The sequence below is a fragment of the Lutibacter sp. A64 genome, assembly GCF_022429565.1.
In the GTDB taxonomy this organism is placed as follows: Bacteria; Bacteroidota; Bacteroidia; order Flavobacteriales; family Flavobacteriaceae; genus Lutibacter.
In genome coordinates, this window is record NZ_CP092487.1 from 2,376,245 (window position 1) to 2,402,549 (window position 26,305).

The 26,305-nt window shown below is 31.9% G+C and carries 15 protein-coding genes; 2 read left to right on the plus strand and 13 right to left on the minus strand.

The features are described 5' to 3' along the window. Positions 1-15: 15 nt before the first annotated feature. The 13 genes from MKD41_RS09630 to MKD41_RS09690 form a co-directional block, all read right to left on the minus strand. Positions 16-1,497, minus strand: coding sequence for a GH39 family glycosyl hydrolase (locus MKD41_RS09630; protein ID WP_240242083.1), 1,482 nt, complete (start codon positions 1,495-1,497; stop codon positions 16-18). Between the two features lie 68 nt (positions 1,498-1,565). Beyond that, positions 1,566-2,546 (minus strand): glycoside hydrolase family protein, encoded by a 981-nt coding sequence (locus MKD41_RS09635; RefSeq protein WP_240242084.1) that lies wholly within the window; start codon positions 2,544-2,546, stop codon positions 1,566-1,568. 122 nt (positions 2,547-2,668) lie between these two features. Then, on the minus strand, positions 2,669-5,227 hold the full coding sequence (locus tag MKD41_RS09640; RefSeq protein ID WP_240242085.1) for a hypothetical protein: 2,559 nt from the start codon (positions 5,225-5,227) through the stop codon (positions 2,669-2,671). A gap of 22 nt (positions 5,228-5,249) precedes the next feature. Next, positions 5,250-5,393, minus strand: a complete 144-nt coding sequence (locus MKD41_RS09645; protein WP_240242086.1) for a hypothetical protein — start codon at positions 5,391-5,393, stop codon at positions 5,250-5,252. 94 nt (positions 5,394-5,487) lie between these two features. Then, a complete protein-coding gene (locus MKD41_RS09650; RefSeq protein ID WP_240242087.1) occupies positions 5,488-5,901 on the minus strand; it encodes a DUF1565 domain-containing protein in 414 nt (137 codons plus the stop codon). Positions 5,902-5,944: 43 nt separating this feature from the next. Further along, positions 5,945-7,375 carry a sulfatase-like hydrolase/transferase gene (locus MKD41_RS09655; protein WP_240242088.1) on the minus strand — a complete coding sequence of 477 codons (1,431 nt, stop codon included), beginning with the start codon at positions 7,373-7,375 and terminating at the stop codon, positions 5,945-5,947. A 42-nt stretch (positions 7,376-7,417) separates the two neighbouring features. Then, the gene (locus MKD41_RS09660; RefSeq protein ID WP_240242089.1) at positions 7,418-9,058 is read right to left on the minus strand and encodes a sulfatase; all 1,641 of its coding nucleotides are present in this window, start codon (positions 9,056-9,058) and stop codon (positions 7,418-7,420) included. 102 nt (positions 9,059-9,160) lie between these two features. After that, positions 9,161-10,567, minus strand: coding sequence for a sialate O-acetylesterase (locus tag MKD41_RS09665; protein WP_240242090.1), 1,407 nt, complete (start codon positions 10,565-10,567; stop codon positions 9,161-9,163). Between the two features lie 149 nt (positions 10,568-10,716). Then, positions 10,717-12,225 carry a sulfatase-like hydrolase/transferase gene (locus MKD41_RS09670; RefSeq protein ID WP_240242091.1) on the minus strand — a complete coding sequence of 503 codons (1,509 nt, stop codon included), beginning with the start codon at positions 12,223-12,225 and terminating at the stop codon, positions 10,717-10,719. Positions 12,226-12,263: 38 nt separating this feature from the next. After that, entirely contained in the window at positions 12,264-14,870 is a 2,607-nt protein-coding gene (locus tag MKD41_RS09675) for a fibronectin type III domain-containing protein (protein ID WP_240242092.1), read from the minus strand. Position 14,871: 1 nt separating this feature from the next. Further along, positions 14,872-16,359, minus strand: coding sequence for an arylsulfatase (locus tag MKD41_RS09680; RefSeq protein WP_240242093.1), 1,488 nt, complete (start codon positions 16,357-16,359; stop codon positions 14,872-14,874). A 466-nt stretch (positions 16,360-16,825) separates the two neighbouring features. Further along, positions 16,826-19,135, minus strand: coding sequence for a glycoside hydrolase family 95 protein (locus MKD41_RS09685; RefSeq protein ID WP_240242094.1), 2,310 nt, complete (start codon positions 19,133-19,135; stop codon positions 16,826-16,828). Between the two features lie 34 nt (positions 19,136-19,169). Next, positions 19,170-20,690, minus strand: a complete 1,521-nt coding sequence (locus MKD41_RS09690; RefSeq protein ID WP_240242095.1) for a sulfatase family protein — start codon at positions 20,688-20,690, stop codon at positions 19,170-19,172. Between the two features lie 605 nt (positions 20,691-21,295). Here MKD41_RS09690 and MKD41_RS09695 point away from each other — a divergent pair. Together MKD41_RS09695 and MKD41_RS09700 are read left to right on the plus strand one after the other, a co-directional pair. Next, on the plus strand, positions 21,296-24,370 hold the full coding sequence (locus tag MKD41_RS09695; protein WP_256451663.1) for a SusC/RagA family TonB-linked outer membrane protein: 3,075 nt from the start codon (positions 21,296-21,298) through the stop codon (positions 24,368-24,370). 11 nt (positions 24,371-24,381) lie between these two features. Beyond that, positions 24,382-26,301, plus strand: a complete 1,920-nt coding sequence (locus MKD41_RS09700) for a RagB/SusD family nutrient uptake outer membrane protein (protein WP_240242097.1) — start codon at positions 24,382-24,384, stop codon at positions 26,299-26,301. The last annotated feature ends 4 nt before the right edge of the window (positions 26,302-26,305 follow it).

Below are 26,305 nucleotides of genomic sequence, written 5' to 3' on the forward strand. Positions count from 1 at the left end.
AACAACACTTAAAAATTATTTTATTTTAACAGAAATTACATTAAATGAAACCGGTGCTAATTCTGCCTTCAAAATATTGTTATTTATATCATTATAAATCATCTCTGAGTACACTGGAAACTTATCCTCTGGATTATTCCCGGTAAAAGTTTTTATTGTATAATTTGATTGTAACTTAAATTTTGAAGTTTCCATATTTACAATTTCTGCAGTATCATTTTTATTGATTAAAAAAATATTTAAATTTTCATTTAATTCATCAATACAAGCATATGCTCTAATAAAACCATTTACTCGAGGTACCTGTACAAAATAATCTAAAAGATTATCGTTAATAATCTTAATAACTTCTCCTCTTGGCTCTCGATTATTATCAAGATCAAGGATGTTATAAGGGGCATTCTCGTCTGGCCCACCCCATGGTCCATGCGTATTCCAAATATAAGTAGCTTTTACATCCTCAAAACTACAAGCATTTAATAGCATTTCACCATATGCTAACGAACGAAATAAATCATCGCTATCAGATTTATCTTTCCAAGGGCGAGAATTCATTTCGGTAACGTGAATTTCTGTATCGGGAATGGATGAATTATTTACAGCATTTTGACACTTTTCCACATTATTTATTAAGTTATCATTTGCATTTTTCCATCCTTCATAATCTTCATTTCTCCAATCGTATTTATACAAATAGTTGTGAACACAAATAAAATCTATATTATCAGGGTCATGAGCTAATAATGCTGCATGCCAATTACTAAGCAAACCAGGACCAATCCAAATTGTAGGGTCTACCTCTTTCATTGCAGTAGCAAAATCTGTATAAAGCGCTTTATATTCTTCTTGCGAAATCAAATCTGAATGATGGTCTACTTCATTACCCAAGGCCCAGCGTTTCACCTTATAACCTTTAGTTAAATTAGCATACCGTACCCATTCTATAGCAGTTTCTTTTAATTGTTGATAGGTTGGTCCATTTTTATATTTATAAGAAAGAATATTAACTACTACCATTGGTTCAGCACCCACATTATTACAAATAGAAATGTATTCGTCAAAATCCATATCTTTTATAAATTCACCCGTTGATTGATTTACAGCCCAATCCCAAGAAGCTGGAGCTTGTGAAGTGGTCGCAATTTTTGGAGTAAGTGTATTTCCCCAGTCATTATCTGCATCCCATAAATAATTATCAGCCAAATGGCCATAAGGAAAACGAATGTATTTTACACCCATTTCTTTCATAGCACTGGTAAAAGATGTTTTTCTTGGACGTTCAATATCTGAATCTAATAACCAACAGGAAACAACACCTCCCGGATTTTTTGAAACCGGATGTGTTTTTATTGAAGTATCTACTGTAATTATTTCTACATTCTGCTCTAATACCTCTTCTTTTGCTTTAACTTGCGAACAACTCACTAATATCAATACAAGCAAAACTAATAATACGTGTATCCTCATTAAATGTAATCTCTTTAATATTGTTCCCATTTTAGCTATTTTTACAAACTTTAAATTAGTAGCATCAACATTTCCTATAACAATTTACCAAATTGAATTTATTCGAAAGTAATTTTAAAAACGTGTGAACTACTACCATAACCTGGTTTCACTTGTACACCAGTTGCTAAGTATAAATAAGCAGGTTTATCATCTATAAAAAGTATTTGAGCTCTCTCAAGATGTCCATCTTTTTTCCCTCTGTATGAAATAGCATTTTTTAAATGTTCTTCACCAACATAATGTTGTAAATCTTCATAAGCACGTACTGTTTTTTCAGCAGGAAAAGTAAAACCATCTCCAGATTTCCACAGCAAACCTCCTCCTCTATTTCCTAGAGTTCCTCTAAAATCGCGACTCATAAGATAAACCGAATCTTTCATTGTAAAAGCATAAGCGTCTTCAAGTGGCATTTTTTCTTCTGTAACTCTTGTAGGAGTGTGTACATAAGGACCTTCAACATTATCAGCAACAACAACACCATAAGAAAACACATATCCTTTAGGTTCTTTTCTTACAACAGATTTATGATATAAAAAATACTTCCCTTTATATTTTATTAATGACGGATTTGAAACTCCTAACCTTGCTGTATAATTCCAAACAGTAGAATCTTTTGTTTGACGTAAAATTGTACCATCAGCTTCTCCACCTTTTGCAGGTCTCCAAGTATCATTCAAATCGTCCGCAACATACATAACAATACGCTGTGTTTTTAAATCATTGTTTTCGTTTACAATAAAACAAAGTTGATATTGACCGTCAATATTACTTATAGTTGGATTGTGAGGTGAATTAAACAAACCATCTTTGTCTTCAACTGCTACACCTAAATACTTAAAAGGGCCTTCTGGGCTATCACCTACATAATGACCAATTTCACAATCTTTAAACCAACCACTAAAATTTCCAGGTTGTGTTTTTGTAGACCATTGCGCTGCAAATAAATGTATTTTACCATCCTTATCCTGTACTGGTGAAGACCCCCATACATGCATTCCTTTATTTTCTGCTGCCCTTCCTACATAATCTATTTTCATAGTCTGAGGTTCTTTATTGCAACCCTGAAAAATAAATAGTAGTGTAAATATTATTATTTGTTGTAATCTCATTCGTATTATATTTTAAGTTTATTTCTAATTAATTTTATAACTTATTTCTTTTATTTATATATAAACCATGCAGTTGCATTACAATCTTTACTAGATTTTAATTGCGCCCAATGCGCACTAAATCCTTCAGGAAATTTATAGGTTATTTTTTCTCCTGCTTTTAACTGAAATGTTTTAAATAAAACAGGCTCTTTTGAATAATGATTTATATGGATATATAATTCAAAATCTGTAGCAACATCCGATTCTAAAATCACTGTTTTTTCATCATAGCCAGTCATTAAATACATATCTGATAATTGGTTGGCTTTTACTTGTGTATTTTTCCAAGGACCACCTTCTCCAACTGGCTTACCCAAACTCCATAAATCGTCTATACCACCAAACCAAAGTGCCACATTACCATCATCAGATTTATAGACATGTTCTGATGGTTTTGCATTCATTTTTACACCACTTAAAACCAACAGACCATTCCAAGTATTAAATTCGGTAATTTGTTTATTATGTGTTGCAACAGGGCGCATCATTTTATACAAAGGCTCTTTACCTACTTTATAAATTGGCAATTCATAAAATGTTCCAGAAATATTTGCTAACTCACGTTCAGATTCTACTTCTCTGGTAACTCGTGTTGCTTTTGCAGAAAATTTTTTTGAATAATTAGCATTTCCTTTTGGCAATCTTAATTGATACTCTTTAGCATGTAGTATTATAGATGCAGCATCTTCTGTCCAAACCTCTTTTTCATTTTCTGTTGCTTTTAAAGATATGTTTGAGTTTTCAGTATAGAATTCAACTTCTTCTCCAATTTTTTTATTTTTTAAAGCCATTACAGATGAACTATCTTTTATACCTTCTACAAATTTAAAATCGTATTTTAAAAACTCGTAAGACTGCATAGTTTTAAAGATGTTATTTTCAATTTCACCTGCATAAACACTTAAATTATAATTAATTTTATTACTATACAGTTTAGTATGAGATACTTTACCAGTCTCGTTAATATCAGCTAGACTTTTAAATAGTTCAGCTCCGTTAACACTGTTTTTTAAATTTTGGTCAGTAAAATGGAATGCAGCTGTTAACTTACTTGTTTTATCTGTAACCAATCGTACCCATTCGGCTTTTAAATCATTCTTAAAAATATAATAATTATAGCCTTCTTTTTCCAAGGCTGTGGTTTGTAGTTCTTTCCAATCTCCTGTTCCTTTTTCATCAATTTGAATAGTAATAGTAACTGGAATTTCACCTAAATTATTTAAATGTAAAATTCTATTATCAAAACCAGCTATTAAAAAAGGAAGCGATGGTGTTTTAGCAACCACCTCATCATTTAACCAAATAGCTCCATAAGCAGATTTTGGCCCCCAATTTGTGAGTTCTTCGCGTGTACCAAACCAAAGATTAGACTGTGGTTGACCTGCATAAGGATTTCCTTGTATACTTGTTTCATCTGTAGCTAAAACAACCATATTATTCCAGCTTAAAAAATCTGGGATATAACGTAAATGCGATCCCATAGGTTTAATACCAGCTGTATTATTATGAGAAAACGTTTCAGGAAAATCATAAAACATACCATGCATATCCATCATCATTTTTCCGTTACCAATTTCTCTAATTCTTGGCCATTCCGTAAACCAACCATGAGAGGGATCGTTATTATAGGCTGCTTTGGGTAATAAAAATGTTTTCCACTTACCTTTCTCTAAAACTTTTAATCGTATTGATCTTTTATCCCAACCCATAGACCAAAGAGGAGATTGCTCATTTGGCACTGCATTAATTCCATTTTTTGTTGTAACATCTGTAAACTGTCTTCTTTCAATAACTTTAAAATTTTCACCGTCAAATTCAGCTAAAATCCCTTTATCTTCTTCACTTTTTTGATTTTCTAAAGTTATTTTCCAATTTTTACTACTTTCATGCCCATGTTCACCATTATTTGCTAATACCAATTTATTTTGACTTGTATAAGCGCCTTTTCCATGCCAACCAGGTAATGGATTATGATACAATTTTTTAACTTTTAAAGTATGTACATTTACTTCATACAACATGCCTTCCATATCGTAATAATACACAAGATTTTCTGGATCTTTTAAGTGACGTGCAATAGCTGTTAAACGACCTTTCATTTCTTTATTAGGAATCACGCGTACTTCTCCAGAACTACTAATTACATAAGGACCAATAAGTAATTGGTTAGATTCTTTATGAATCATTCTAGCAGCTGGAGTACCTCCAATACTTCCCTGAAACACTTGCATATTTTTATCTTTATCTATAATATACAATTTATGTTCACTTCCTTTTGGTTCGTGTGCAGCATAATTAATCATATATAATTTTTCGTTCCATACTGCTAAAGCTCCAATACCACATTCGTTACCAAAACTATAGGTTCCATTTTCTCTAGCATGTGCATACGTAGTTAAATGCGGATAAATACCACTTATTTGTCTTGTTCCTGAAACCGAAATAATTTCTCCCTTTTCAGTTTTAACAGTGGTTGCTTGATCAATGCTCTTTTCTTCTGAAGATGTACAACTCCAAAAAAATACTATTAATACTATCGATATTACTTTTAAAAAACTATTTACCATTGAAATTAATTATTTAATACGCTTATTGTTTTGTTTTATTTACTTCTTTTAAATCAAACCTTTCGAGATATTCTATACCATTCTTTTTTACTCTTTGGACGCCCCACTCTATAAGTTTACCTTTATTGCTATTGGTAAACGCTTCTGGTCCTTCTTTACCAATCATTGTTGCAACTCCTTTTCCTTGTGGCCAAACAAGTACTTCATGCCCACCTTTTACAACAGGATTGTTTGTATATTTTATATATGGTCCTTCAGGACTATTGGCTATTTATAAATAATTGATTAAATTTTAAAGCATCATTTACAGTAGTAATCATTATGTTTTCTGTAAAAGGCTCCCATTTAGTATCAATAATTTTAGAACCCTTGATAGTTACTTTATCTACACCTTCACCTATAATTGAAATATTATTTAATTCTGGTATTATAAGTAGCGTTTCAGTTAAATGATAATCGCCCTCTAAAAGATGTACTCTAATATTCTGGTGCTCACTTCTTTTAATTAATTGAGCATTATTTAATGCTTTTTCTATAGTTTTAAAAGGGTTATTTTTCGTTCCATTATTCATATTATTTCCTTTCAGACTAACATAAATATCAATTTTCTCGTTTTGACAGCTGTAACAAACAATAACAAATAAAAATATTAAGAGAACACCTACTTTTTTCATTTTGACTTATTTAAAACCTAGCAATATTTCAGTTACAATACTCCTACTCTTTCGACAATACTTCTTTCATTTTTACTGGGTTTGAATACAATACAGGTTTATTTTGCATTAATCTTTTATGAATATGAGAAGTTACATCCATCCAACTACGATCTTCAACCCATAATGGATTCATCATTTTAGATTCCCAGTTTATTAATTCATTTTGCAATAACTCTAATTCTTTAGGATGTGAAATTTCAAGGTTTGTAGTTTCACCTATATCATCTTTTAAATTATACAATGTAGCTCCATAATTTTGTAGTCTAACCATTTTATAATCTCCTACTCTAGCCCCAGCTTCTTCTAATTTTCTCCAGAACAATTTACTATGTGGATTTCCTTTTTGTTCACCTTGCAAATAAGGTAATAAGTTAACGCCGTCTAAAACTAAATCATCTTCTTTTTTAATATTTGCTGCTGCTAAAGAAGTGGTAAAAATATCTAGTGATGAAGACAAACCGTTAAACTTTTGACCTCCTTTAATAACTTTTGGCCAGCTAACTATAAAAGGTACGCGGTGTCCACCTTCAAATTTATTTCCTTTCCATCCTTTTAACACACCTCCACTTGAAGTATTATTAGCTGCACCTCCATTGTCACTTAAAAAGTAAACTAATGTGTTTTCTTCCAGATTTAAATCTTTTAATTTTTGTTGAAGTTTTCCAATGTTTTCATCCAAAGACCAGGTCATTGCTGCTAACTTTTGTCTTGAATGATTTTTGTATTTTTCTAAATGTTCTTCTTTAGCCTCCATTGGTGTATGTACTGCATTATATGCTAAATACATAAAAAATGGTTGATCTTTATTTTCTTCGATATATTTTACAGATTGATCTCCTAAAACATCAGTCATATACCCATCAAACTCAACACGCTCACCATTATGCTGTAGCATATTATATTTTGAAGGATTTTCGAGTGGAAAATAAGATCTACTCCCAGTTTCAAAGCCAAAAAACTCATCAAACCCTCTTTGGTTTGGGTGATCGGTTTTGTCTTTTCCTAAATGCCATTTACCCAAAGCAATTGTTTTATATCCATTTGCCTTAAATACATCAGCCATTGTTACAACATCGTCTGAAAGTCCTATATCGCCTGACTCTCCATAACCTGTATTATTAGCCTCAAAACCAAAACGCTGTTGATATTTACCAGTAATTAAACCAGCCCTAGAAGGTGCACAAACCGTAGCACTTACATGCGCATCCGTAAAAACAACTCCATTTTTAGCCAATTTATCTATATTAGGAGTCTCTAAATCTTCACAGCCCATAAATCCAAAATCTGCATAACCAGCATCATCTAAAAGTATAACTATTACGTTTGGTTGCTCTAATTTATTTTCAGGACTAACTTCTTTATTCTTTTTACAAGAAAGCATTATAAAAAAGGTTAATATTAACAAACTAAAAACCTTAATATTGCTTTTCATTTTCTTGAATATTAAATTATTTATCAAAACTTAATTTTTATATTATTCGCTTTTATTTAATTCACTACCCCACCAATCTTTATTAGGCTTCCAATCTGGTGAAAGCATTTTTTTACGTTGTTTTTCTTGTCTAGGTAATGTTACATTTTTTTGTTTTTCTAACCATTTTTCACGAGCTGCTTTATCCCATTCAGGATCTACCTCAGCATAATGCGTGTCCATAGTTTCTAACCAATCTAAAAGTTGCGTTTTCATTTGGTCTGCAATTTCTGGGTTACTTTCGGCAAGGTTATTACGCTCTCCTAGGTCAGTTTCTAAATTGTATAATTCAGCCTGAAGGTCTTCCCAATAATAGATAAGTTTCCATTTCCCTTTTCTAATAATAGAACTTGGTTCTCCACCTTGATTTCCATAATGAGGATAATGCCAATACAATGGTCTCTCATCAATTTCTTCTCCTAATAAAAGAGGTTTTAAACTTACTCCATCTTTATGAGCTTCTGGTTTTAACGGCAAGCCAGACAAGTCTAATAATGTTGGAAATAAATCTACTCCTGAAACAGGAACATTAATACTTGCTCCATCTTGCTTTATCCAAGGAATATCAATAAAATAAGGAATTCTGATACCTCCTTCCCATTGGTAACCTTTTCCTCCTCTTAAAGTAAGTTGGTTTGTAGAAAAGTTATCTCCAGAAGTTACACCGCCATTGTCTGAAGTAAAAACAATAATGGTATTTTTATCTAAACCTAAATCTTTTAAAGTTTTCATTACAGTTCCAATAGCATCATCTACATGCTCAATTAAACCAGCATATACCGGATTGTCTTGATATTTTCTAGCAGGAAGCACACGTTCCATCTCAAACCCTTCCTCTTGAATTCCCATTTTTTCTGCTTTATCTCTATACTTTGTCCATTTTTCTTTAGTAGTTTGTATTCCACTATGAACAGCATAAAAAGAAAGGTATGCAAGAAAATGATTATCCTTATTCTCTTTTATAAACTTACTAGTTTCTTGAGCTAATTTCATTGATAAATTCAACCCTTTTTCTTCTGGTAAATTTGGTAAATATGGGTTTTTAAAAGGTGAAAAATATCCTCCACTTGGACCACCAGCGTTGTATCCTCCAATATTAACATCAAAACCATGGTCTGTGGGTAATGATCTTTGTTCTTTTCCTCCTAAATGCCATTTACCTGCAAAAAAAGTTGCATATCCTTGTTCTTTAAAAGCTTCTGGTAGTGTAATAGAACTAGAGTCTAAATGATGTTTATATTCTGGTGGTAATAATTTGGTATAACGTTTACGTTGTTTCCACGATTGCCCACTATTTCTTTTTCCTTCAAATTGAGTAATCCCATGTCTGGCTGGGTATTGACCTGTCATTAAACTTGCTCTTGATGGACTACAAACCGTACAAGCTGCATACCCATCTGTAAAAATTGTTCCAGATTCTGCAATTTTATCGATGTTTGGTGTTTCGTAATACGAACTTCCCATTATACTCAAATCTGCATAGCCTAAATCATCTACCAAAATAAATAAGATATTAGGTTTTTCAGGTATTTTAGTTTCCGATACATCAACAGCTTTAGAGTTAGAATTACAAGCCATTAAAGAACTTATTAGTAACAATAAAATTGTTTTTTGAAATATGAAATTAATATTAAGGTATTTCATTTATTAAAAGTTTAAAATATTGTTTTCTATTTAGTAGACTATTTATCTACAGACTTTATTGCCATTACATAACAACTTACAAATGCATAAATATTTATTAACTTACTGAGCATAAAGCACTTCATCCCAATTATCTGTTCTAAAAGGTAATGCTGGTAATCCTTGTTTGTTGTACAATGTTCCGTTGGCATTATTAGCCCAAATATATCTTGCTGCAACCGGTTTTTTTACTTTAGAAGAACTTAAAATAATTGTATTTCCGTCTTGTTTTACTTGTGCTTTGTGAAACGTTTTATTTTCTCCAGCAATATAAAATGATGGTATTCCACCCATATTACCTCCTGCTGAATGTAATTTAGAACCTGGTGTTTCAAAATCAATAACTAAAGTTTCACCTTCAGTTTTATAAGATTTTAAAGAAGGCCCTGCATAGACAATATTACTTTTACCGTATGTTTTATTTAAAGCTATTAAACTTAATCTACGACTAACTTCTTTTTTTTGAGGTGGATGAATATCATAAATAGCACCAATATCTTGGGTACCTGCTACACCTGTATTTGGTAGTTTTAAAGCTTCTAATTGTGCTTCTACTATTTGTGGCACAGCAAATTTATCTGAATAATTATAAGGTGCTATTTGTACAAAATAAAAAGGGAAATTACCAATACCCCATTGTGCTCTCCAACTAGATATCATATTTGGGAAAAGTATTTTATATTCTTTCCAATTTTTAGCATTAGATTCTCCTTGATACCAAATCGCACCTTTAATTCTGTAATTAATTAAGGGTGAAATCATACCGTTATACAGATTGGAAAATTTATTTTGAGCAGCTTTTTCTAAAGTTGTTTTTTCAACACCTTCTTTAGGAGTCCAAGGTTCAACTCTAGTTCCTCCCCAAGCAGACTGGATTAAACCAACAGGGGTTTTTAATTTATCCGATAACTGTTTTCCATAAAAATAACCAACCGCCGAAAAATTTAAAACTGTTTCTGGCGTACACTCAACCCATTCACCTTCACAATCTTCCAACGGAGTAGTTGATTTTTTCTTTTGAACCAAGAACATACGTATATTAGAATTATTTGCATTTTGTGATTCTTCCCAAAAATTCACAATCGGTTTTTGATTGTTACGAAAACCTAATTGTCTTTCCATATTAGATTGCCCAGAACACAACCAAACTTCTCCAAATAAAATATTATTTATAGTTAGCTTTGTTGAACCGCTTATTTTTAAACTACCCTTTTTTCCAGCTTTTGGTGTAGAGATTAACAATTGCCATTTCCCAGATTCATTAGTAGTTGTTTTTACTGATTTTGTCCAAGAAGGATTCACAATTACACTTTGTCCTGGCGTATCCCAACCCCAAATCTTCACATCTGTAGCTTGTTGTAAAAGCATATTATCCGATAAAATTGATGGTAATTTAGTTTGAGCAATTAACGCTTGAAAACCAATAAATAAAGTGAAAAAAAATACAATTTTAATTACTAGATGTTTCATTTTTATAATACATTTTATTAATATAATTCTAATTTACTAAGGTAATTTATTCTATAGCTAAACGCTATAATTTTAACCTATATATGGATTCACAGTAGCTTTTTTTATTAAAACATTATACGATATAATAATTTTTATGGTTCGTTTAATTATAACTCTCTACTATACCCTTGTTTTTTATATAACTCCAAAAGCTCATCTAATTCTTTAACTACTTCGGGATATTGACTGTACACATTATTTTTCTCTTCTGGATCCTTTTCAATATTATATAAGGTTCCCGGTACTTCACCATTTTTTGCTTGCATAGATTTTGGTTTTGTAAACCCTCCAGATCCTAAATTTGGAGTGTATTTCCAAGCCCCTTTTCTAATCGAGAACATTCCACTGAATGAGTGATGAACAACTGCACCTCTTGTAGCTGGATTTTCAGTTGAAGTATAAGCCGACCACAAATTAAAACTGTCTTCAGCTCCTTCTTTAACCATTGGTTTATTTAAAATCCCTGATAAAGTTGCAAATAAATCCGTAGTACACATTGTTTGATTAGACTCAAAACCTGCAGGAATAACTCCATTCCATTTAGCTATATATGGTACTCTGTGTCCACCTTCATAAATATCTGCTTTTTGACCTCTATAAATATAATTAGCACGGTGCGCATACTTTTTCTTATCTGCCGGTTTCCAATGAGATCCATTATCTGAAGTTACAATTATTAATGTATTATCCATTTTACCCGCTTTTTCCAAAGCATCAACAACTGCACCAACAGCATCATCTACCATTGTAACAAAATCTCCATAACGTCCTGCTTCAGATTTCCCAACAGCATCACCTGTTGGCAACCAAGGAGTATGAGGTGCTGTTAAAGGAAAGTACAGAAAAAAAGGAGTATCAACTTCTTTTTGATCTGCAATAAACGAAACTGATTTTTTAGTAAAATTATCTAACACATTTTCAAACACAAAACTTGGCGCCTTTTCTCCAGCTCTCCAAAAAATACCACGTCCTTCTTTATTTTGATTTTTACCTTTTGTATATGCCGTAGGTAACTCTACAGCTTTTCCGTTTTCAACATACACGTAAGGAGGCATATCTAAAGAACCCGATATTACATATGAATAGTCGAATCCTAAATCGCTAGGACTTTTAATTTTTTTATTAAAATCTATATTACTAACTCCATTTTTTTCAGTTATGGCTGCTTCACCATCTTTTGGCTGAAAACCTAAACCTAAATGCCATTTTCCAATACAAGCAGTTTTATAACCGTTGCTTTTAAGGTAAGAAGCAATAGTTGGCCTAGTTTCTTCTATTAAAGGTTCATCATAACCATTTAAAACCCCTTTTTTTAAACGGCTTCTCCAAGCATAACGTCCTGTTAAAATTCCATACCTAGTTGGCGTACATACTGAAGAATTTGTATGAACATCTGTAAAATGAACACCTTCTTCAACTATTTTATCCATATGAGGTGTTTGAATTCCTGATTTTTGATTTAAAGCTGAAAGGTCTCCATAACCCATATCATCCGCTAAAATATAAACGATATTAGGAGTTGCACTTTTAGTTGTTATATTTTCTTTTTTATTATTTTTATTGACTTCACAAGAAGTGATTAAAACCAATATTAAAAGAAACTTTATTGTTTTCATTATTCGGTATTTTTTTATGTATTCAAGTGAAATAAGATCTAATCTGTTTGAATATTTTTATCTGGCAAATTGCTAAAAAGATCTTTACCATTGGTATTAATAAATGCTTTAATTGAGTATTTAGATTTTTTTACCAATTCAGAATTTGGAACAAATACCTCAAACGTTTTTGACTTAATTGACAATTTTTTACCTTGCACAATTTGCTCTTCAACAGTTAAATAAGATATATTTTCTATTTTAAGACCGTAAGAATACTCACCGTCTAATAAAATATTTTTAAATGCTACTTTAAACAAATAACCATTGTCTTGTTTTTCAATATCGGTTATATTTATTAAGTACTTTTCATCTGTTCCAAACAAAGTGGCTGTATTAGGATAAAAATTACTTTCTCCCGCAGATGTTTCAGCTTTAACAGTATAGAAATAAAGCTTATCTTTTTCAGCTGAAGTATCTTTATAAAAAACACCTTTTATGCCACTTGCTATTTTATGATATTTATGCAGTTCCACTCCTCTATAAATGTTATACGTAGTTTCTGGAAGAATTGAATTTTGTTCAATCCATTTTACAGATACAGTTCCATCTTCAGCTCTAATTGCAGATACATTTCTTGGACTTAACGGCACTTTTTCAGACAAAACAAGTGTTTCTCCTTTTGAAAACTCTCCAATACCAATACCATTATATGCTGCAACTGAAAACTTGTAAGGTACATTATACTCTAAACCGTCTACTCTAAAACCAAATACATTATTGGCTTCTACTAAAGTTTCTTTGTTATTAGTTTGGTTTATATATTTAAGCTTATATCCAGAAGCATTTGGCACACTTTTCCAAAAAATAGTGGCTGTATTATTTCTTCTCGATGTTTTAAATATTTCTGGTATAGTTGGAATACTATTTTTTATAACTATTTGATTAGAAAATTCACTTGATCCTTGTTTATTTTCTGCATTCATTTTAAAATAATAAATAGCATCCTTTTTTAACTTGTCAATTTCTATTGAATTTACAGAAGGATCTTCAATCTTAATTTTCTGAATTAAGTTATTAGAATCTTCACCATAAAAAATAGTATAATTTTTTACATTTTCTATTTCTCCCCAAGTTAATTTAATACCTGAAGCCATTATTTCTCCTTTATAAATTGTTGGATTTGCAGGCTTAGTTACTAATTTAGAACTCCATTTGGCAACAGAAACACTAAATGGTGGAATATTAATTTTTCCATTATTAAAAACCGCTTTTTGTATTTCGGTATTTTTAACGTTAAGTGAGTCTGCAGTAATGTAATTTACCTCAATTTGTTTATTTAGTTGATTCCCATCAATAATTATATCAAAATCTTTTGATTGCACTGTTCTGTTGGTAAACACTAAATAATCGTAGCCATTTATACCGCGATATGCTTGTGTATAAAACCCTGTTTCAACAGCATTTTTTAGACCAGGAGCTTCAAAACCATTTGTAACAGTTGAGTTAAATATAAAATTTGAATGATTAGTTACATCGTGATAAATTTCATACGCCTTACCTTCTAATGTTTTATTTACACCTGTTGAAATAAGGTCTGTTTGAAGTTTAGTACCATTTTTATAAGCCTCTTCAATTTGATTATTAATATTTATTTTAGGCCTATACTTACTACTTACCTCATGAGCACCAATATACCAAGAATTTGGGTGTTGTAACTGACGCATAACATATTCTATATTATAAATACTAGAATAAATACCATTTAATGGTGGATTCCATACGCCAAATTCAGTAATAACCATAGGTACATTATCCCAAGTATAATCTTCAATTTCTTGCATTGCCTCCATAGAAGTTGCTTCTAAAAGCTTAGTATTTGCTCTTTTATAAGCGTTCTCTATTGTTTCTTTTTTACCAGTATGTGGAGCGTATGAATGTTTAGAAAACACATTCCAATAAGCACCTTGTTGCTTTTGGTAACTGTTAATTTCTTTCATAAAACCCCAAATACCATCCCAAGTATTATTTAAAGCTAAAAATGCTTCAGGAAATACTTCTTTAATAGCATCTGCATGTGGTTTCATTTTAGCTGCATAATCGTAGCCATTATTCCACCAATAACGTTCTCTATGAGGGACATAAAAATAAGGTTCGTTACAAAATTGCCAAATTGCGACTTCAATATTATTGTTTTTACAGAATCTTGCAAGCTCGCGTGTCATTTCTGGAGTTTCAGAAAACCCATTAATAGTTACAATTAACTTTCCATTTATTTCACTCAACAAATCATACAAATCTATAATACGATGTGGTCCTTTAATTTCTGTAAATCTATAACCTTTTAAATATGACTTAGAATGATCGAACATCATAGCATAATCAATATCGTATTGACCTGTGGCGCTACTAAATGCATCTCCCATAGTTCCAGAAAAATAGCGTAACCACCCTGGGTTTAACTCATGAACCGCTTTTCTAAAATCTGGATGTAAATAACTCCAACTTTTGTCTGCAATTCTAACATTAAAACCACTAGAACCAATTTTTATAGCATGCCCTGTTTTTGTATCAATATTAATTACACCTTCTTTTTCTTGAGAATAAGACAGCTGAAAAAACAAGCAAATAATTACTAAAATATGTTTGTTTTTAAACACCCTCATCTTAATCTACATTTAAAAAAGTTGTTTGACTAAATGTAAATACATCTGATGGTGTTCTTGCTTCTTTAATTATAGTTTCCATTTTTGAAACTATTTCAGGATTTTGAGCTGCTACATTATTTTTCTCACTTGGATCTTTAGATAAATCGTACAATTGAATTGGAGCATTAGGATTTTTAAGCACTTGATATTTTACAGCTTTCCAATCTCCCATTCTTACAGCCTGACGACCGCCTTTTTCATGAAACTCCCAATATAAATATTCATGTTCTTTTTGCGCTTCAGTATTACCTAAGATTTCTGGTAAAAATGAAATTCCATCTATATTATTTGGTTTGTCTACACCTATAATATCAGAAAATGTTGGAAAAACATCCCAAAAAGCAGAAATATGGTTAGATGTACTATTCTCTTTAACTTTCCCTGGCCACTTAACAATCATTGGCACTCTAATTCCCCCTTCATATAAATCTCTTTTCGTTCCTTTAAAAACACCATTACTATTAAAATAATTTGGATCTGCACCACCTTCTTTATGTGGACCATTGTCTGATGTAAAAATAATAATTGTATTATCAGCTATTCCAAGTTCTTCAACTTTAGTCATTATTTCACCAACTTGTTGATCTAATAAATCAATCATAGCCGCAAAAGCAGCATGAGATTCATTTTGAGACTGGTATGCTCCATTTCTTAATTCTGCAGGAGTACTATTATCTGTAAACACTTTTTCTGGTAAAAATTTACCTCTGTACTTAGCCATAAGTTCTTCTGGGGCTGCTAATTCAGCATGTGGAATAATAGATGCTACATATGCAAAAAATGGTTTATCCTTATTATCTTCTATAAATTGGATGGTTTTTTCGTGAATTACACTTGGTGCATAAATTTTATTTGCAAAGTTTTCGTTACCTTCTAAAACAATAGAATCTCTATTTGACCATAAATGATCTGGATAATACTTATGCCCTAATCGTTGACAATTATACCCGAAAAAAGTATCAAACCCTTGATTTACAGGATCTCCTTCTGAACCAGGAAAACCTAATCCCCATTTACCAAAAGCACCTGTTGTATAACCTGCTTTTTTCATAACTTCAGCTAAAGTATATGTATCATCCGGTATTGGATATTGTCCTTCTGGTTGAATTTCTTTATTACCTCTAACAACCGTATGACCAGTGTGCATACCAGTTAAAAGAGCAGAACGCGATGGTGCACAAACAGTACTTCCTGAATAATGCTGTGTAAACATCATTCCTTTAGAAGCTAGTTTATCTATATTTGGTGTAGAAAATTTTTCTTGGCCATAACAGCTTAAATCTCCATAACCAAGATCATCTGCAAGGATATAAATTATGTTTGGTTTACTTGTACTTCCTTCAACATTGGAAGCTACAGAATCTTGTGTCTTATTGTTAGACGAATTACATGACATTAACACTATTGAAAACAATAGAATTAAAATGGAAGTTGAAATTTTAGTCATTTTAAATTATGTAAATTGTGGAATTAAATTTTAAATCCGTTAATTATTTATTTGTTTTTACACACCTACTTTAGAAATACTTTCAAAGGTATTAACTTCCTTTGTTTTGTAATTCTCATTTGAGACCCACAAATGTTGCACATTTACATAATAGCTTTAAAAGACTCTAATTATCCAATGTAATTAGCGCCTTAAAGACAAAAAAACTACGTTAAAATCAAAAAAAAGATGACTATAAATTAACAATTGTACACTCCATATTACTAGTAGATTTTACCAGTTTACCATACCATAATCCATCCGACATTTTAGTAAATTCAAAATTATCTGATGATGGAACTTTTGTTTTGGACCAACCAGTTTTAATAGGACTTAATAAAATATACGTTCATTTTGTTATTCCAATTAAATAATCATTAACTAAAAAGTAAACGTATTTTAGCTCAGTAAACCTAACTATCGATAATTAAAGCTTTAATAACTGATTGTTAAACTTTAATACTTCACCTACTTTTGTATCAAAACTTTTTAGAGTTTTTCCATAACGAACTTGTAAGTTATTTCCCAGTTTAGAGCGTACAACAAGCGATTGAAGTTTTCCTTCTTTCCATTCTATATCTACTTCAAAGCCTTTACGAGCCACAATACCTTTTATTGAACCATTTGCCCATTCTTTTGGTAAAGCAGGCAATACAAATATTTCTCCTTCATGGCTTTGCATTAACATTTCTGTGACACCAGAAACCAACCCAAAATTACCATCAATTTGAAATGGAGGATGTTTATCTAATAGGTTGGGTAATGTAGATTTTTGTTGCAATGCTACAATATTTTCATGGGCTTTTTGAGGCTCTAATAAACGCGCCCAAAAGTTTATAATCCAAGCTCGACTCCAGCCTGTATGACCACCTCCGTTAGCCAATCGATGTTCTATGGTTTTTTTTGCAGCTTCAAATAACTCAGGTGTTTTTGTTTTTGAAATTTGATTAGAAGGATGCAAAGCATATAAATGAGATATATGTCTATGCCCTTCATTTTCTTCTTTAAACTCTTCAACCCACTCCATTAAACGTCCATCACTTCCTATTTTAAGTGGCGGCATTTGCTGCATTTTACTTTGTAGAGTATTTTTAAAATCAATGTCGATACCCAAAATATCTGCAGCTGAAATACAATTTTGAAACAATTCAAAAATTATTTCTCTATCCATTGTAGATCCCATACTAATGGTTGCCATTTCTCCATTTTTATCTAAAAAACTATTTTCGGGTGATACAGAAGGCCCTGAAAGTAACTGCCCTGTTTTAGGGTCAATTACCATAAAATCTACAAAAAACTGCGCAGCTTCTTTCATTACAGGATATGCATAATTTTTTAGGTACTCTTTATCTTCTGTATATTCAAAATGTGTATACAAATGTTGGCAACACCAAGCTGCACCCATAGGCCACATACCATATCTTGCCCTTCCAAAACCAAAAGTATTGTGCCAAATATCACTCGTATGGTGTGCCACAAAACCGCTACAACCATAAGTTTCTTTTGCTGTAATTCGCCCCATTTCACGAAGGTTACCGATATATTCTAAAAACGGTTCATGGCATTCAGATAAATTTGTCATTTCTGACATCCAATAATTCATTTGAACATTGATATTGATATGATAATCGGAATTCCAAGGAGGTGTTAAACCATTAACCCATATTCCTTGTAAATTGGCAGGTAATGTTCCTGGTCTAGAACTACTAATTAATAAATACCTTCCAAACTGATATTGAAGCTGTGTAAGGTAATTATCGAAGCCTCCATTTTTTACTTTTTTAAGACGTTGATTTGTAGGTAAATCTAAACCATCATTATCTGAAATATGAAAATCTACTCGTTTAAACAAAGAGCGATAATCAGCAATATGTTTTTCCTTTAATTCATTGTAATTTAAAGACAATGCGTGGTCTAAATTCTGCTGACACAAGGTCTTCGGGCTATCAGTACGATAATCGCTAACTGCAGTTACACGGATAATTACCTCATCCGCTTCTGATATCACTAATTTTCCATCTTTAACTTCTAATTTTCCTCCTTTTGTTTCAAAATGAATAATAGCATAAAACTTAACACCTATTCCGTCCCCTACATGCTCAGAAAATTTTATAACATTCTCAGCCAATTCAATTTTAGTATTTTCAGTACGTTTAACACCTGCAGAAAAACTAACAGAACTATCTTTATCTGCTGAGTATTTAAAAACCATCACTTTATCGGGAAAACTAGAAAAATATTCATTCTTATAAGTAATCCCATTTTTTTGAAATGAAGTTGTTACAATAGAATGGTTTAGATCTAATTCACGTTTATAATTCAAAAGGCTATCTAAATCAGAATTTTCAATAAATAAATTCCCCAACATCTGATTTGCATTGGTTCCTGAAGGTAAACGCTTTGCTAATAATTTTTCGGCAACTACCTTTTCAGCTTCAACATATTCACCATCAAACAATAATTGGCGAATCTCACCTAAAGCCTTATTCCCATCCTTTTTATCATTATACCATTTTTTCCCACTCCAAATAGTTTCTTCATTAAGGCAAATTATTTCTTTTGTTGGAGTTCCATAAATCATACTTCCTAAGCTACCATTACCAATAGGCAAACCTTCATCCCATTTTGTTGTAGGCTGATTAAACCAAATTTTTAAGGGTGTTTCTTGCTCTATTTCAGCTGTTTTAGAACAACCAAAAATTATAAAAATCAGCAATATTGGAAGTATGTTTTTCATAATTTTAAAATAAATGGAAATATATTCGGCTATTTTATTGTTTCAAGTTTTCAAATATTTGAATCAATTCTTTTAACTTTTCAGGATTTTCTTTTGCCAAATTATTTTGTTGACCTATATCATTTTTAAGATTATAGAGTTTATATTCTAATGAATAACCTGTTTCTGTACCAACTTTTTTATTAATACTTTGCCCTTTATATGGTGGTATCATAATCCAATCTCCACTTCTTAAAGCTGTATTAGATTTTGCTTCAATAATTAAATGATCACGACCTTTATCTGAAACCCCCATTAATGTATTTAAGAAGTTTTTACTATCAGTTGATTTTTCATTTACCCCAACAAGATCTGCTAATGAAGCCAATAAATCCATTTGACAAATTATAGCATCTGACACGCCCGGATTAATTTCACCTTTCCAATAAGTTATAAAAGGTACACGTGTTCCTGCTTCAAAAAGGCTGTATTTACCTCCGCGTAAACCTCCTTTAGGATCGTGATTACCTAATTTTTCAACGGCATCATCAAAATAACCATCATTTAAAACAGGACCATTATCGCTAGAAAATACAATAAGAGTATTCTCTAAAATTCCTTCATCTTCAAGGGTTTTTATAAATTCTCCTATACACCAATCTGCCTCTAAAATAACATCGCCTCTTGGCCCCATTCCTGATTTACCAACAAATCTTGGATGCGGAGTTCTTGGAACATGTGGCTGTTGCATTGCATAATAAAGAAAAAATGGTTTTTCTTTATGTGTTTTTATATAATCTTGTGCTTTACTTAAAAAATGATCTGCCATATCAACATCACTCCATTTTGCTGCTTCCCCACCTTTCATATATCCAATTCTTGGAATACCATTTACAATGCTATTATTATGACCATGGTGCCATTTCATTGTTAGCATTTCTGGATTTGATTTTGCTGTTGGTTCTCCTTCAAAATTCTTTTTATAATTAACCTCAATAGGATCACTTTTATCTAAATTTACCACATTCCCATTTTCAATATAAACTGTAGGTACTCGATCTTGAGTGGCGGCTAAGATGTATGCTTCATCAAAACCCACTTCATTAGGCCCTGGTTTAATAGTCTCATTCCAATTTACAAATCCCGATCCTAAACCTAAATGCCACTTTCCAATAATAGCAGTTTGATAACCTGCTTTTGATAGCATTTTAGGTAAAGTTTGTTGCTTTGTGTCTATTAACAAAGGAGCATCTCCTGGTAATATTTTAGCATCTTTATTTCTCCAAGGATACATTCCAGTTAATAAAGCATAACGACTAGGTGTGCAAGTTGCAGAAGTAGCATAACCATTGGTAAATTTTACACCTCCCAATGCTAAATTATCGATATTTGGAGTTTTTATAGCTGTTGCTCCATAACAACTTAAATCCCCATATCCTAAATCATCAAGGTAAATAACTACAACATTAGGTTTAATTGTATCTTTATCTATAACCGTGGATGTATTGTTTTTACAACTTAAGTTTACGAGTAATATAAATGCACCTAAGAAGCTTTTGTATAATTTTAAATTCATTATTCTATTGCTTTAAATTTTATTCAACTTTAAAAACACTTTTAAAAAATTATTTCACAAATTTAAAATTTTTATACCAAAAAAACTTCTCAATTATGGGGGGTAAATGTTACTTTATTTGAATAAAACAATCTTAAAATCATTTATATCAGGGTTTTAACATTTTTTAATACTGTTATTTCTTCACCTTACTAAAAGTTGATTTAATGTTGTACAGATACATAAATCTCCACAACAAACTATAATTATTCACTCAACACCTATTAAAAACAAAGCCCTAATTACAATGTAAGACCACCGTTTAATAGACTGCTAAACAAGTACTACAAAGTTTAAATTCCTAATAATAAAAAGATTTTATTATTATTAAAATTAGCATTAAACAACCCTTATTTGCTTTATAAATTATTTTTCAAAACAATGGTAATATTTTGTTAAAACCCATAAACAACACTATTTTAACAAGGCTATTTAACATTTCAGTAACATTTACCCCCCATAATTGAGAAAATCAAAACATTTAAACATCTTATTTTTGTATAACAATATTCTAGAAGAGAAATTTTCTAGAGCACATTAAAAATAAACTAAACAAATTTAACATTATGAAATTAAAGATAATTACACTTTTTACATGCTGTTTTAGTCTTATTTCTGTATGGTCCCAATCCAACGTTTCAGGTACGGTGACTGACGAAACAGGAATGCCACTAATCGGCGTTAATGTTTTAATTAAGGACACTTCAAAAGGTGTCACTACAGATTTTGACGGTAATTTTCAAATTAGCGTAAATCCAGGCGAAATTTTAAGTTTCTCGTATATTGGTTACAAGGAACAAACAGTATTAATCAACACCCAAAAAACCTTAACAATTGTAATGGTTGAAAACGCTTCAAAATTAGATGAAGTTGTAATTGTTGGGTATGGTTCACAAAAAAAAGAGAGTGTTTTAGGAGCCATTAGCCAAGTAAAAGGGGCAGAAATAATAGAATCTGGTGCTTCTAATATTACCAATGCATTAAGTGGACTTTCACCAGGTTTAAATATTGTTCAAACTACTGGTGAACCAGGAGACGATGCGGGTGATATTTATATTCGTGGTAACTCAGACCCATTAATATTAGTAGATGGGGTTGAAGTTGTTGGAGGGTTTGCAAATATAGACCCTAGAGATGTAGCAAGTGTTAGTACACTTAAAGATGGTGCTGCTACTGCCGTTTACGGTATTAGAGGTGCAAACGGAGTTATTATAATTACTACAAAAAGAGGTCAAATAGGAAAACCAGTAGTAAATATAACTAGTGAAGTTACTATGAAATTTTACCCAGACAAATATGATTCTTTAGACGCATATGCTGCTGAGAGTTTACGAAATGTAGGTGTCTATAATGACGCTGCTTTTGATACTGGTTTCTCTACACAAGCTGAATTAGAACACTATAAAAATGGAGATTTACCTTATATCTATCCAAATACAGATTGGGTTGACTATACAACAAAAGACTTTGCAACAAGTTTTAATCAGTCGGTGTCTGTAAGAGGTGGTACAGATTTTGTTAAATATTATGCTTCTGCAGGATATTTACAAGAAGGTGACATTACAAATTCTAAACAATATTACAACTTCGATCCAGAATATAAATTTGAAAGATATTCATTTAGAGGAAATTTAGACTTTACATTATCTAATACAACTCGTTTAAAAACAAGTGTTAGTAGCCGAATAGAAGATCAAAATAAAGCGCGTGGATCTGCCAGCACCGATTTTTTAAGGCTGTTTACAATTGCTCCAGGAGGTAGTGTACCATATTACCCTGAAGAAGCCCTAGAACTTTACCCAGACCCTCTTTACCCTGGATTGGTAGAAAATAGATTCCCTATAAGTCGTACAATAGGTACTTTTCTTGAAGGATCAACTAATACTATAAAAACAATTTTCTCTATTGATTTTCAGTTAGAACAAGACTTAAACTTTATTACTGAAGGTTTAACATTTACGGGTAAATATAACTTTATTAGTAATTACCAAACAAAAAGTGAAATAAAATTTGACTCATCTTTAGAAACAAGACTAGATAGATACGATTTACTACCTGATGGTACTTGGGACTCTTTTGAAGGTGCAGATTACGAACGTCCTTACGATTTTAATTTAGGAAGTGAAAGTATTAATAATACTCAAGAAATAACTTATACAAAAGCACAATTTGATTATAAACGTTCTTTTGATAAACATAGCGTAACAGCATTAGGAGCTTTTAGTCGTAATAAAAGAATTAACAACACAGATTTCCCTTATTATGAAGAAGTTTGGGTTGGTAGAGCAACTTACAACTATGATACTCGTTATTTTTTCGAAATAAATGGTTCATACAACGGTGACGAAACTTTTGCTGAAGGACAACGTTTTAAGTTTTTCCCATCATATTCTGTAGGTATTAATTTAGCTAAAGAAAAATGGGTAGAAGAAGCCATACCAGCTCTTAACAATTTTAAAATTAGATATTCTAATGGTAAAACTGGAACAAAAAGTGGTTTAGGAACCAACCGTTGGCAATATTTAAGTTTCTATGATAATATAAGTGGAACTGCATCAATAAGACCAACTTGGAGATATAACTTTGGAGAAGGTGATACAGGACGTTTATCTGTTATTAGAGAAACCCAACTTGGAAACGAAGAATTAACATGGTCTACAGTTACAAAACAAAATTTAGGTGTTGAATTTGGACTTTTTGACAATGAAATATCTGGAGAAGTTGAGGTATTTAAAGATAAAAGAGACGGTTTAATTGCCAGACCATCTGCTACCATTCCTGGTTACGCTGGTTTTGTTACCGGACTTCCTTTTGGAAACTTAGGCTCAACAGAAAGTCATGGTCTTGAAGCTACTTTAACCTACAAAAACAGAACCGAAGGCGGATTTAAATATTCTGCATCTGTTGTTTATGCTTTTTACGAAAACAGAGTTCTAAAAAGTGCCTCGGATGGAGCTGGTACACCTGAATATACCAAAATTGAAGGGAAACCAATCGGCGCATCATCATTACTACAAACAGATGGTTATTTCCAAAATATTGATGAATTAGTAAACTACCCAGTTTACGCAGGAGATCCAGGTTTAGGAGATTACAGATATATTGATTATAATGCAAATGGAACAGTAATAGGTACTAATATTGAAGATCAAATTCGATTTGATTTACCAAAATCGCCTAAACACAGTTATAGTGTAAAATTAAATGGATCATATAAAAACTGGTCTCTAAGCGCCTTAATTAACGGTATTGAAGGTCATAAAGGTCTTGTTAATGGAAGTTTAGCTTACGCGCTTCCTGAAGGTGTTTCTTCAGCGCGTTACGAGCAATTAGACTATTGGACACCTAGTAATCCAGATGCTGCATATCCAGCTATACATGCAGATGTAAACGACCCTAATTTAGCAGCAGCTACTACAGGTAGAATTGTTAGTCTAGACTATATTAAATTACGAAGCGTAAATCTTGGATATAAATTTAATATGGAAAAAAGTAATAGTATTAAATTATTGAAAATTTATATTAGCGGTACCAACCTTCTTACCATTTCTGATATGAAATATGCGGATCCTGAAGGAAATTCTCCAGGTGCTTACCCAATACTACAAAGAGTTAACCTAGGTTTAAACATGAGCTTTTAAAAATTAAAATTATGAAAAAAACAAAATATACATTTATTTTAATCTTGGCAAGCCTTTTTATTAGCTGTGAAGATTATTTAGACAATGAACAATCCTTCGAATCATTAGACCAAACCGATGTATTTAGCGACATTCGTTTGGCTACAAAATATTTAGATGGTGCTTACACCTACTTAATTTCTGAAGTAAGTGCTAAATCTAGTGCCCCAGATATACTTCCAGGTATGACAATGTCCGGAGAAGGTTACCCTGGCAGAATGGGTAATAGTGTACCTCAAAGATATATGTCGTACGCCAATTCAGATTATTTAGGTTTAATGAACCTATCACCTGGAGCTGGAACTGCTACTACACCAAATTTTGTATCTAGATATTTTGAATCTTGGAAAGGAATTAGAACTGTAAATAGTTTTCTTGAAAATAGTGATAAAATAAGTAATGCTTCCGAAGAAGATGTTAACGGCTTAATTGGCCAAGCGCATTTTTTAAGAGCCTATTTTTACCACTTAATAACAAAACGTCACGGAGGTCTTGTTTATTTAAAAGAAAACTTAAGTCTTAACGAACCTCTAGAACGAGAAAGAGAAACTTATGCTAGTAATTTAGCGGATATGTTAGAAGATCTAGATCTTGCTATAAGCTTACTTCCAATAGCATGGGAATCTGAAAACGTAGGACGACCAACAAGAGGTGCTGCTATGGCTCTAAAATCTAGAATTACATTATTTGCTGCCAGTCCTTTAGTAAATACTTCAAACGACCAACAACCTTGGATAGATGCTGCAACTGCTGCTTCAGACCTAATTAATTATGCAAATGAAAATGGTTTATACAACCTTGTAGACGCAAGCAGTGCTAACAGTATAGACGTTGGCCATAATGGTGCTGATCTTTTTACTCCAGAACCAGAAGCTTTACTACCTTACCGAAATGTATTTGTTGGAGTAGGTAAATCAAAAACATTACCTCAAGAAGTTATTTTTATGGAGGTGAATGATTTTACTGCTGGTGGTGGTGGAACTTTAGTTCCGCTTCCTAGAACATATTTAACAACAGGGTTTGACATAGCAAAAGGTAACAATAACCCAATGAATATTGGAGCATTAGCTAATTTTATAGAAAAATTTGAAACAAAAAGTGGTCTTCCAATTGAAGACGACCCTTCATACAACCCTCAAGAACCATTTATTAATAGAGATCCTAGATTTTATAATGCAATTTTATTTGATGGAGTTCCATGGACAGTTACAACTGCTAATGCAGTAAACAAATCGGGTGCTGCTGACTTAGCAATCGTAAATGAAGAAGGTAAACTAGGATTAGACATTCATGACCCTGCAACACCAACTAATAGATTTTGGCAAGTTAAAAATACAACTGGTCTACGCATAAGAAAATGGATTCCAAATGGATATTATTTAACATCTGGTTGGAAAGGACATTTAGACTATTATGCAAATAATATACTGTTCAGAATGTCTGAAATTTATTTAAACTATGCTGAAGCTGCAAATGAAGCATATGGCCCAGGAGGAACTGCCCCAGGAGCAAGCTTATCTGCCCTTGATGCTGTAAATAAAATAAGAAACAGAGTAGGAATGCCTAATGTAAATGCTAAATACTCTGGTTCTAAAGATGGTCTAAGAGAACGAATTAGAAATGAACGTGCTATTGAATTATGTTTTGAAGGTTTTAGATATGATGATATAAGAAGATGGAAAACGGCTCATTTAGAAGAAAACTTAAAAGTTGAATTTTTAGAAATGCGTTGGCAAGGTGGAGAATCAGAAATTTACCCATCAGGATTTAGTTATGAAAATGTAGAGCGCACAGATTTAAGAAAAACATTTAATGAAAGAAACTATTGGTGGCCAATTCCTAGTTCAGAAATTGAAGCGGTACCAACATTTAGACAAACAGATGGCTGGTAATATA

Coding starts and splice junctions, on each gene's coding strand:
- MKD41_RS09680 (WP_240242093.1), bottom strand. CDS start 16,359: ATGACTAAAATTTCAACTTCCATTTTAATTCTATTGTTTTCAATAGTG.
- MKD41_RS09630 (WP_240242083.1), bottom strand. CDS start 1,497: ATGGGAACAATATTAAAGAGATTACATTTAATGAGGATACACGTATTA.
- MKD41_RS09690 (WP_240242095.1), bottom strand. CDS start 20,690: ATGAATTTAAAATTATACAAAAGCTTCTTAGGTGCATTTATATTACTC.
- MKD41_RS09645 (WP_240242086.1), bottom strand. CDS start 5,393: ATGATTGGTAAAGAAGGACCAGAAGCGTTTACCAATAGCAATAAAGGT.
- MKD41_RS09700 (WP_240242097.1), top strand. CDS start 24,382: ATGAAAAAAACAAAATATACATTTATTTTAATCTTGGCAAGCCTTTTT.
- MKD41_RS09670 (WP_240242091.1), bottom strand. CDS start 12,225: ATGAAAACAATAAAGTTTCTTTTAATATTGGTTTTAATCACTTCTTGT.
- MKD41_RS09665 (WP_240242090.1), bottom strand. CDS start 10,567: ATGAAACATCTAGTAATTAAAATTGTATTTTTTTTCACTTTATTTATT.
- MKD41_RS09675 (WP_240242092.1), bottom strand. CDS start 14,870: ATGAGGGTGTTTAAAAACAAACATATTTTAGTAATTATTTGCTTGTTT.
- MKD41_RS09655 (WP_240242088.1), bottom strand. CDS start 7,375: ATGAAAAGCAATATTAAGGTTTTTAGTTTGTTAATATTAACCTTTTTT.
- MKD41_RS09695 (WP_256451663.1), top strand. CDS start 21,296: ATGAAATTAAAGATAATTACACTTTTTACATGCTGTTTTAGTCTTATT.
- MKD41_RS09650 (WP_240242087.1), bottom strand. CDS start 5,901: ATGAAAAAAGTAGGTGTTCTCTTAATATTTTTATTTGTTATTGTTTGT.
- MKD41_RS09640 (WP_240242085.1), bottom strand. CDS start 5,227: ATGGTAAATAGTTTTTTAAAAGTAATATCGATAGTATTAATAGTATTT.
- MKD41_RS09635 (WP_240242084.1), bottom strand. CDS start 2,546: ATGAAAATAGATTATGTAGGAAGGGCAGCAGAAAATAAAGGAATGCAT.
- MKD41_RS09685 (WP_240242094.1), bottom strand. CDS start 19,135: ATGAAAAACATACTTCCAATATTGCTGATTTTTATAATTTTTGGTTGT.
- MKD41_RS09660 (WP_240242089.1), bottom strand. CDS start 9,058: ATGAAATACCTTAATATTAATTTCATATTTCAAAAAACAATTTTATTG.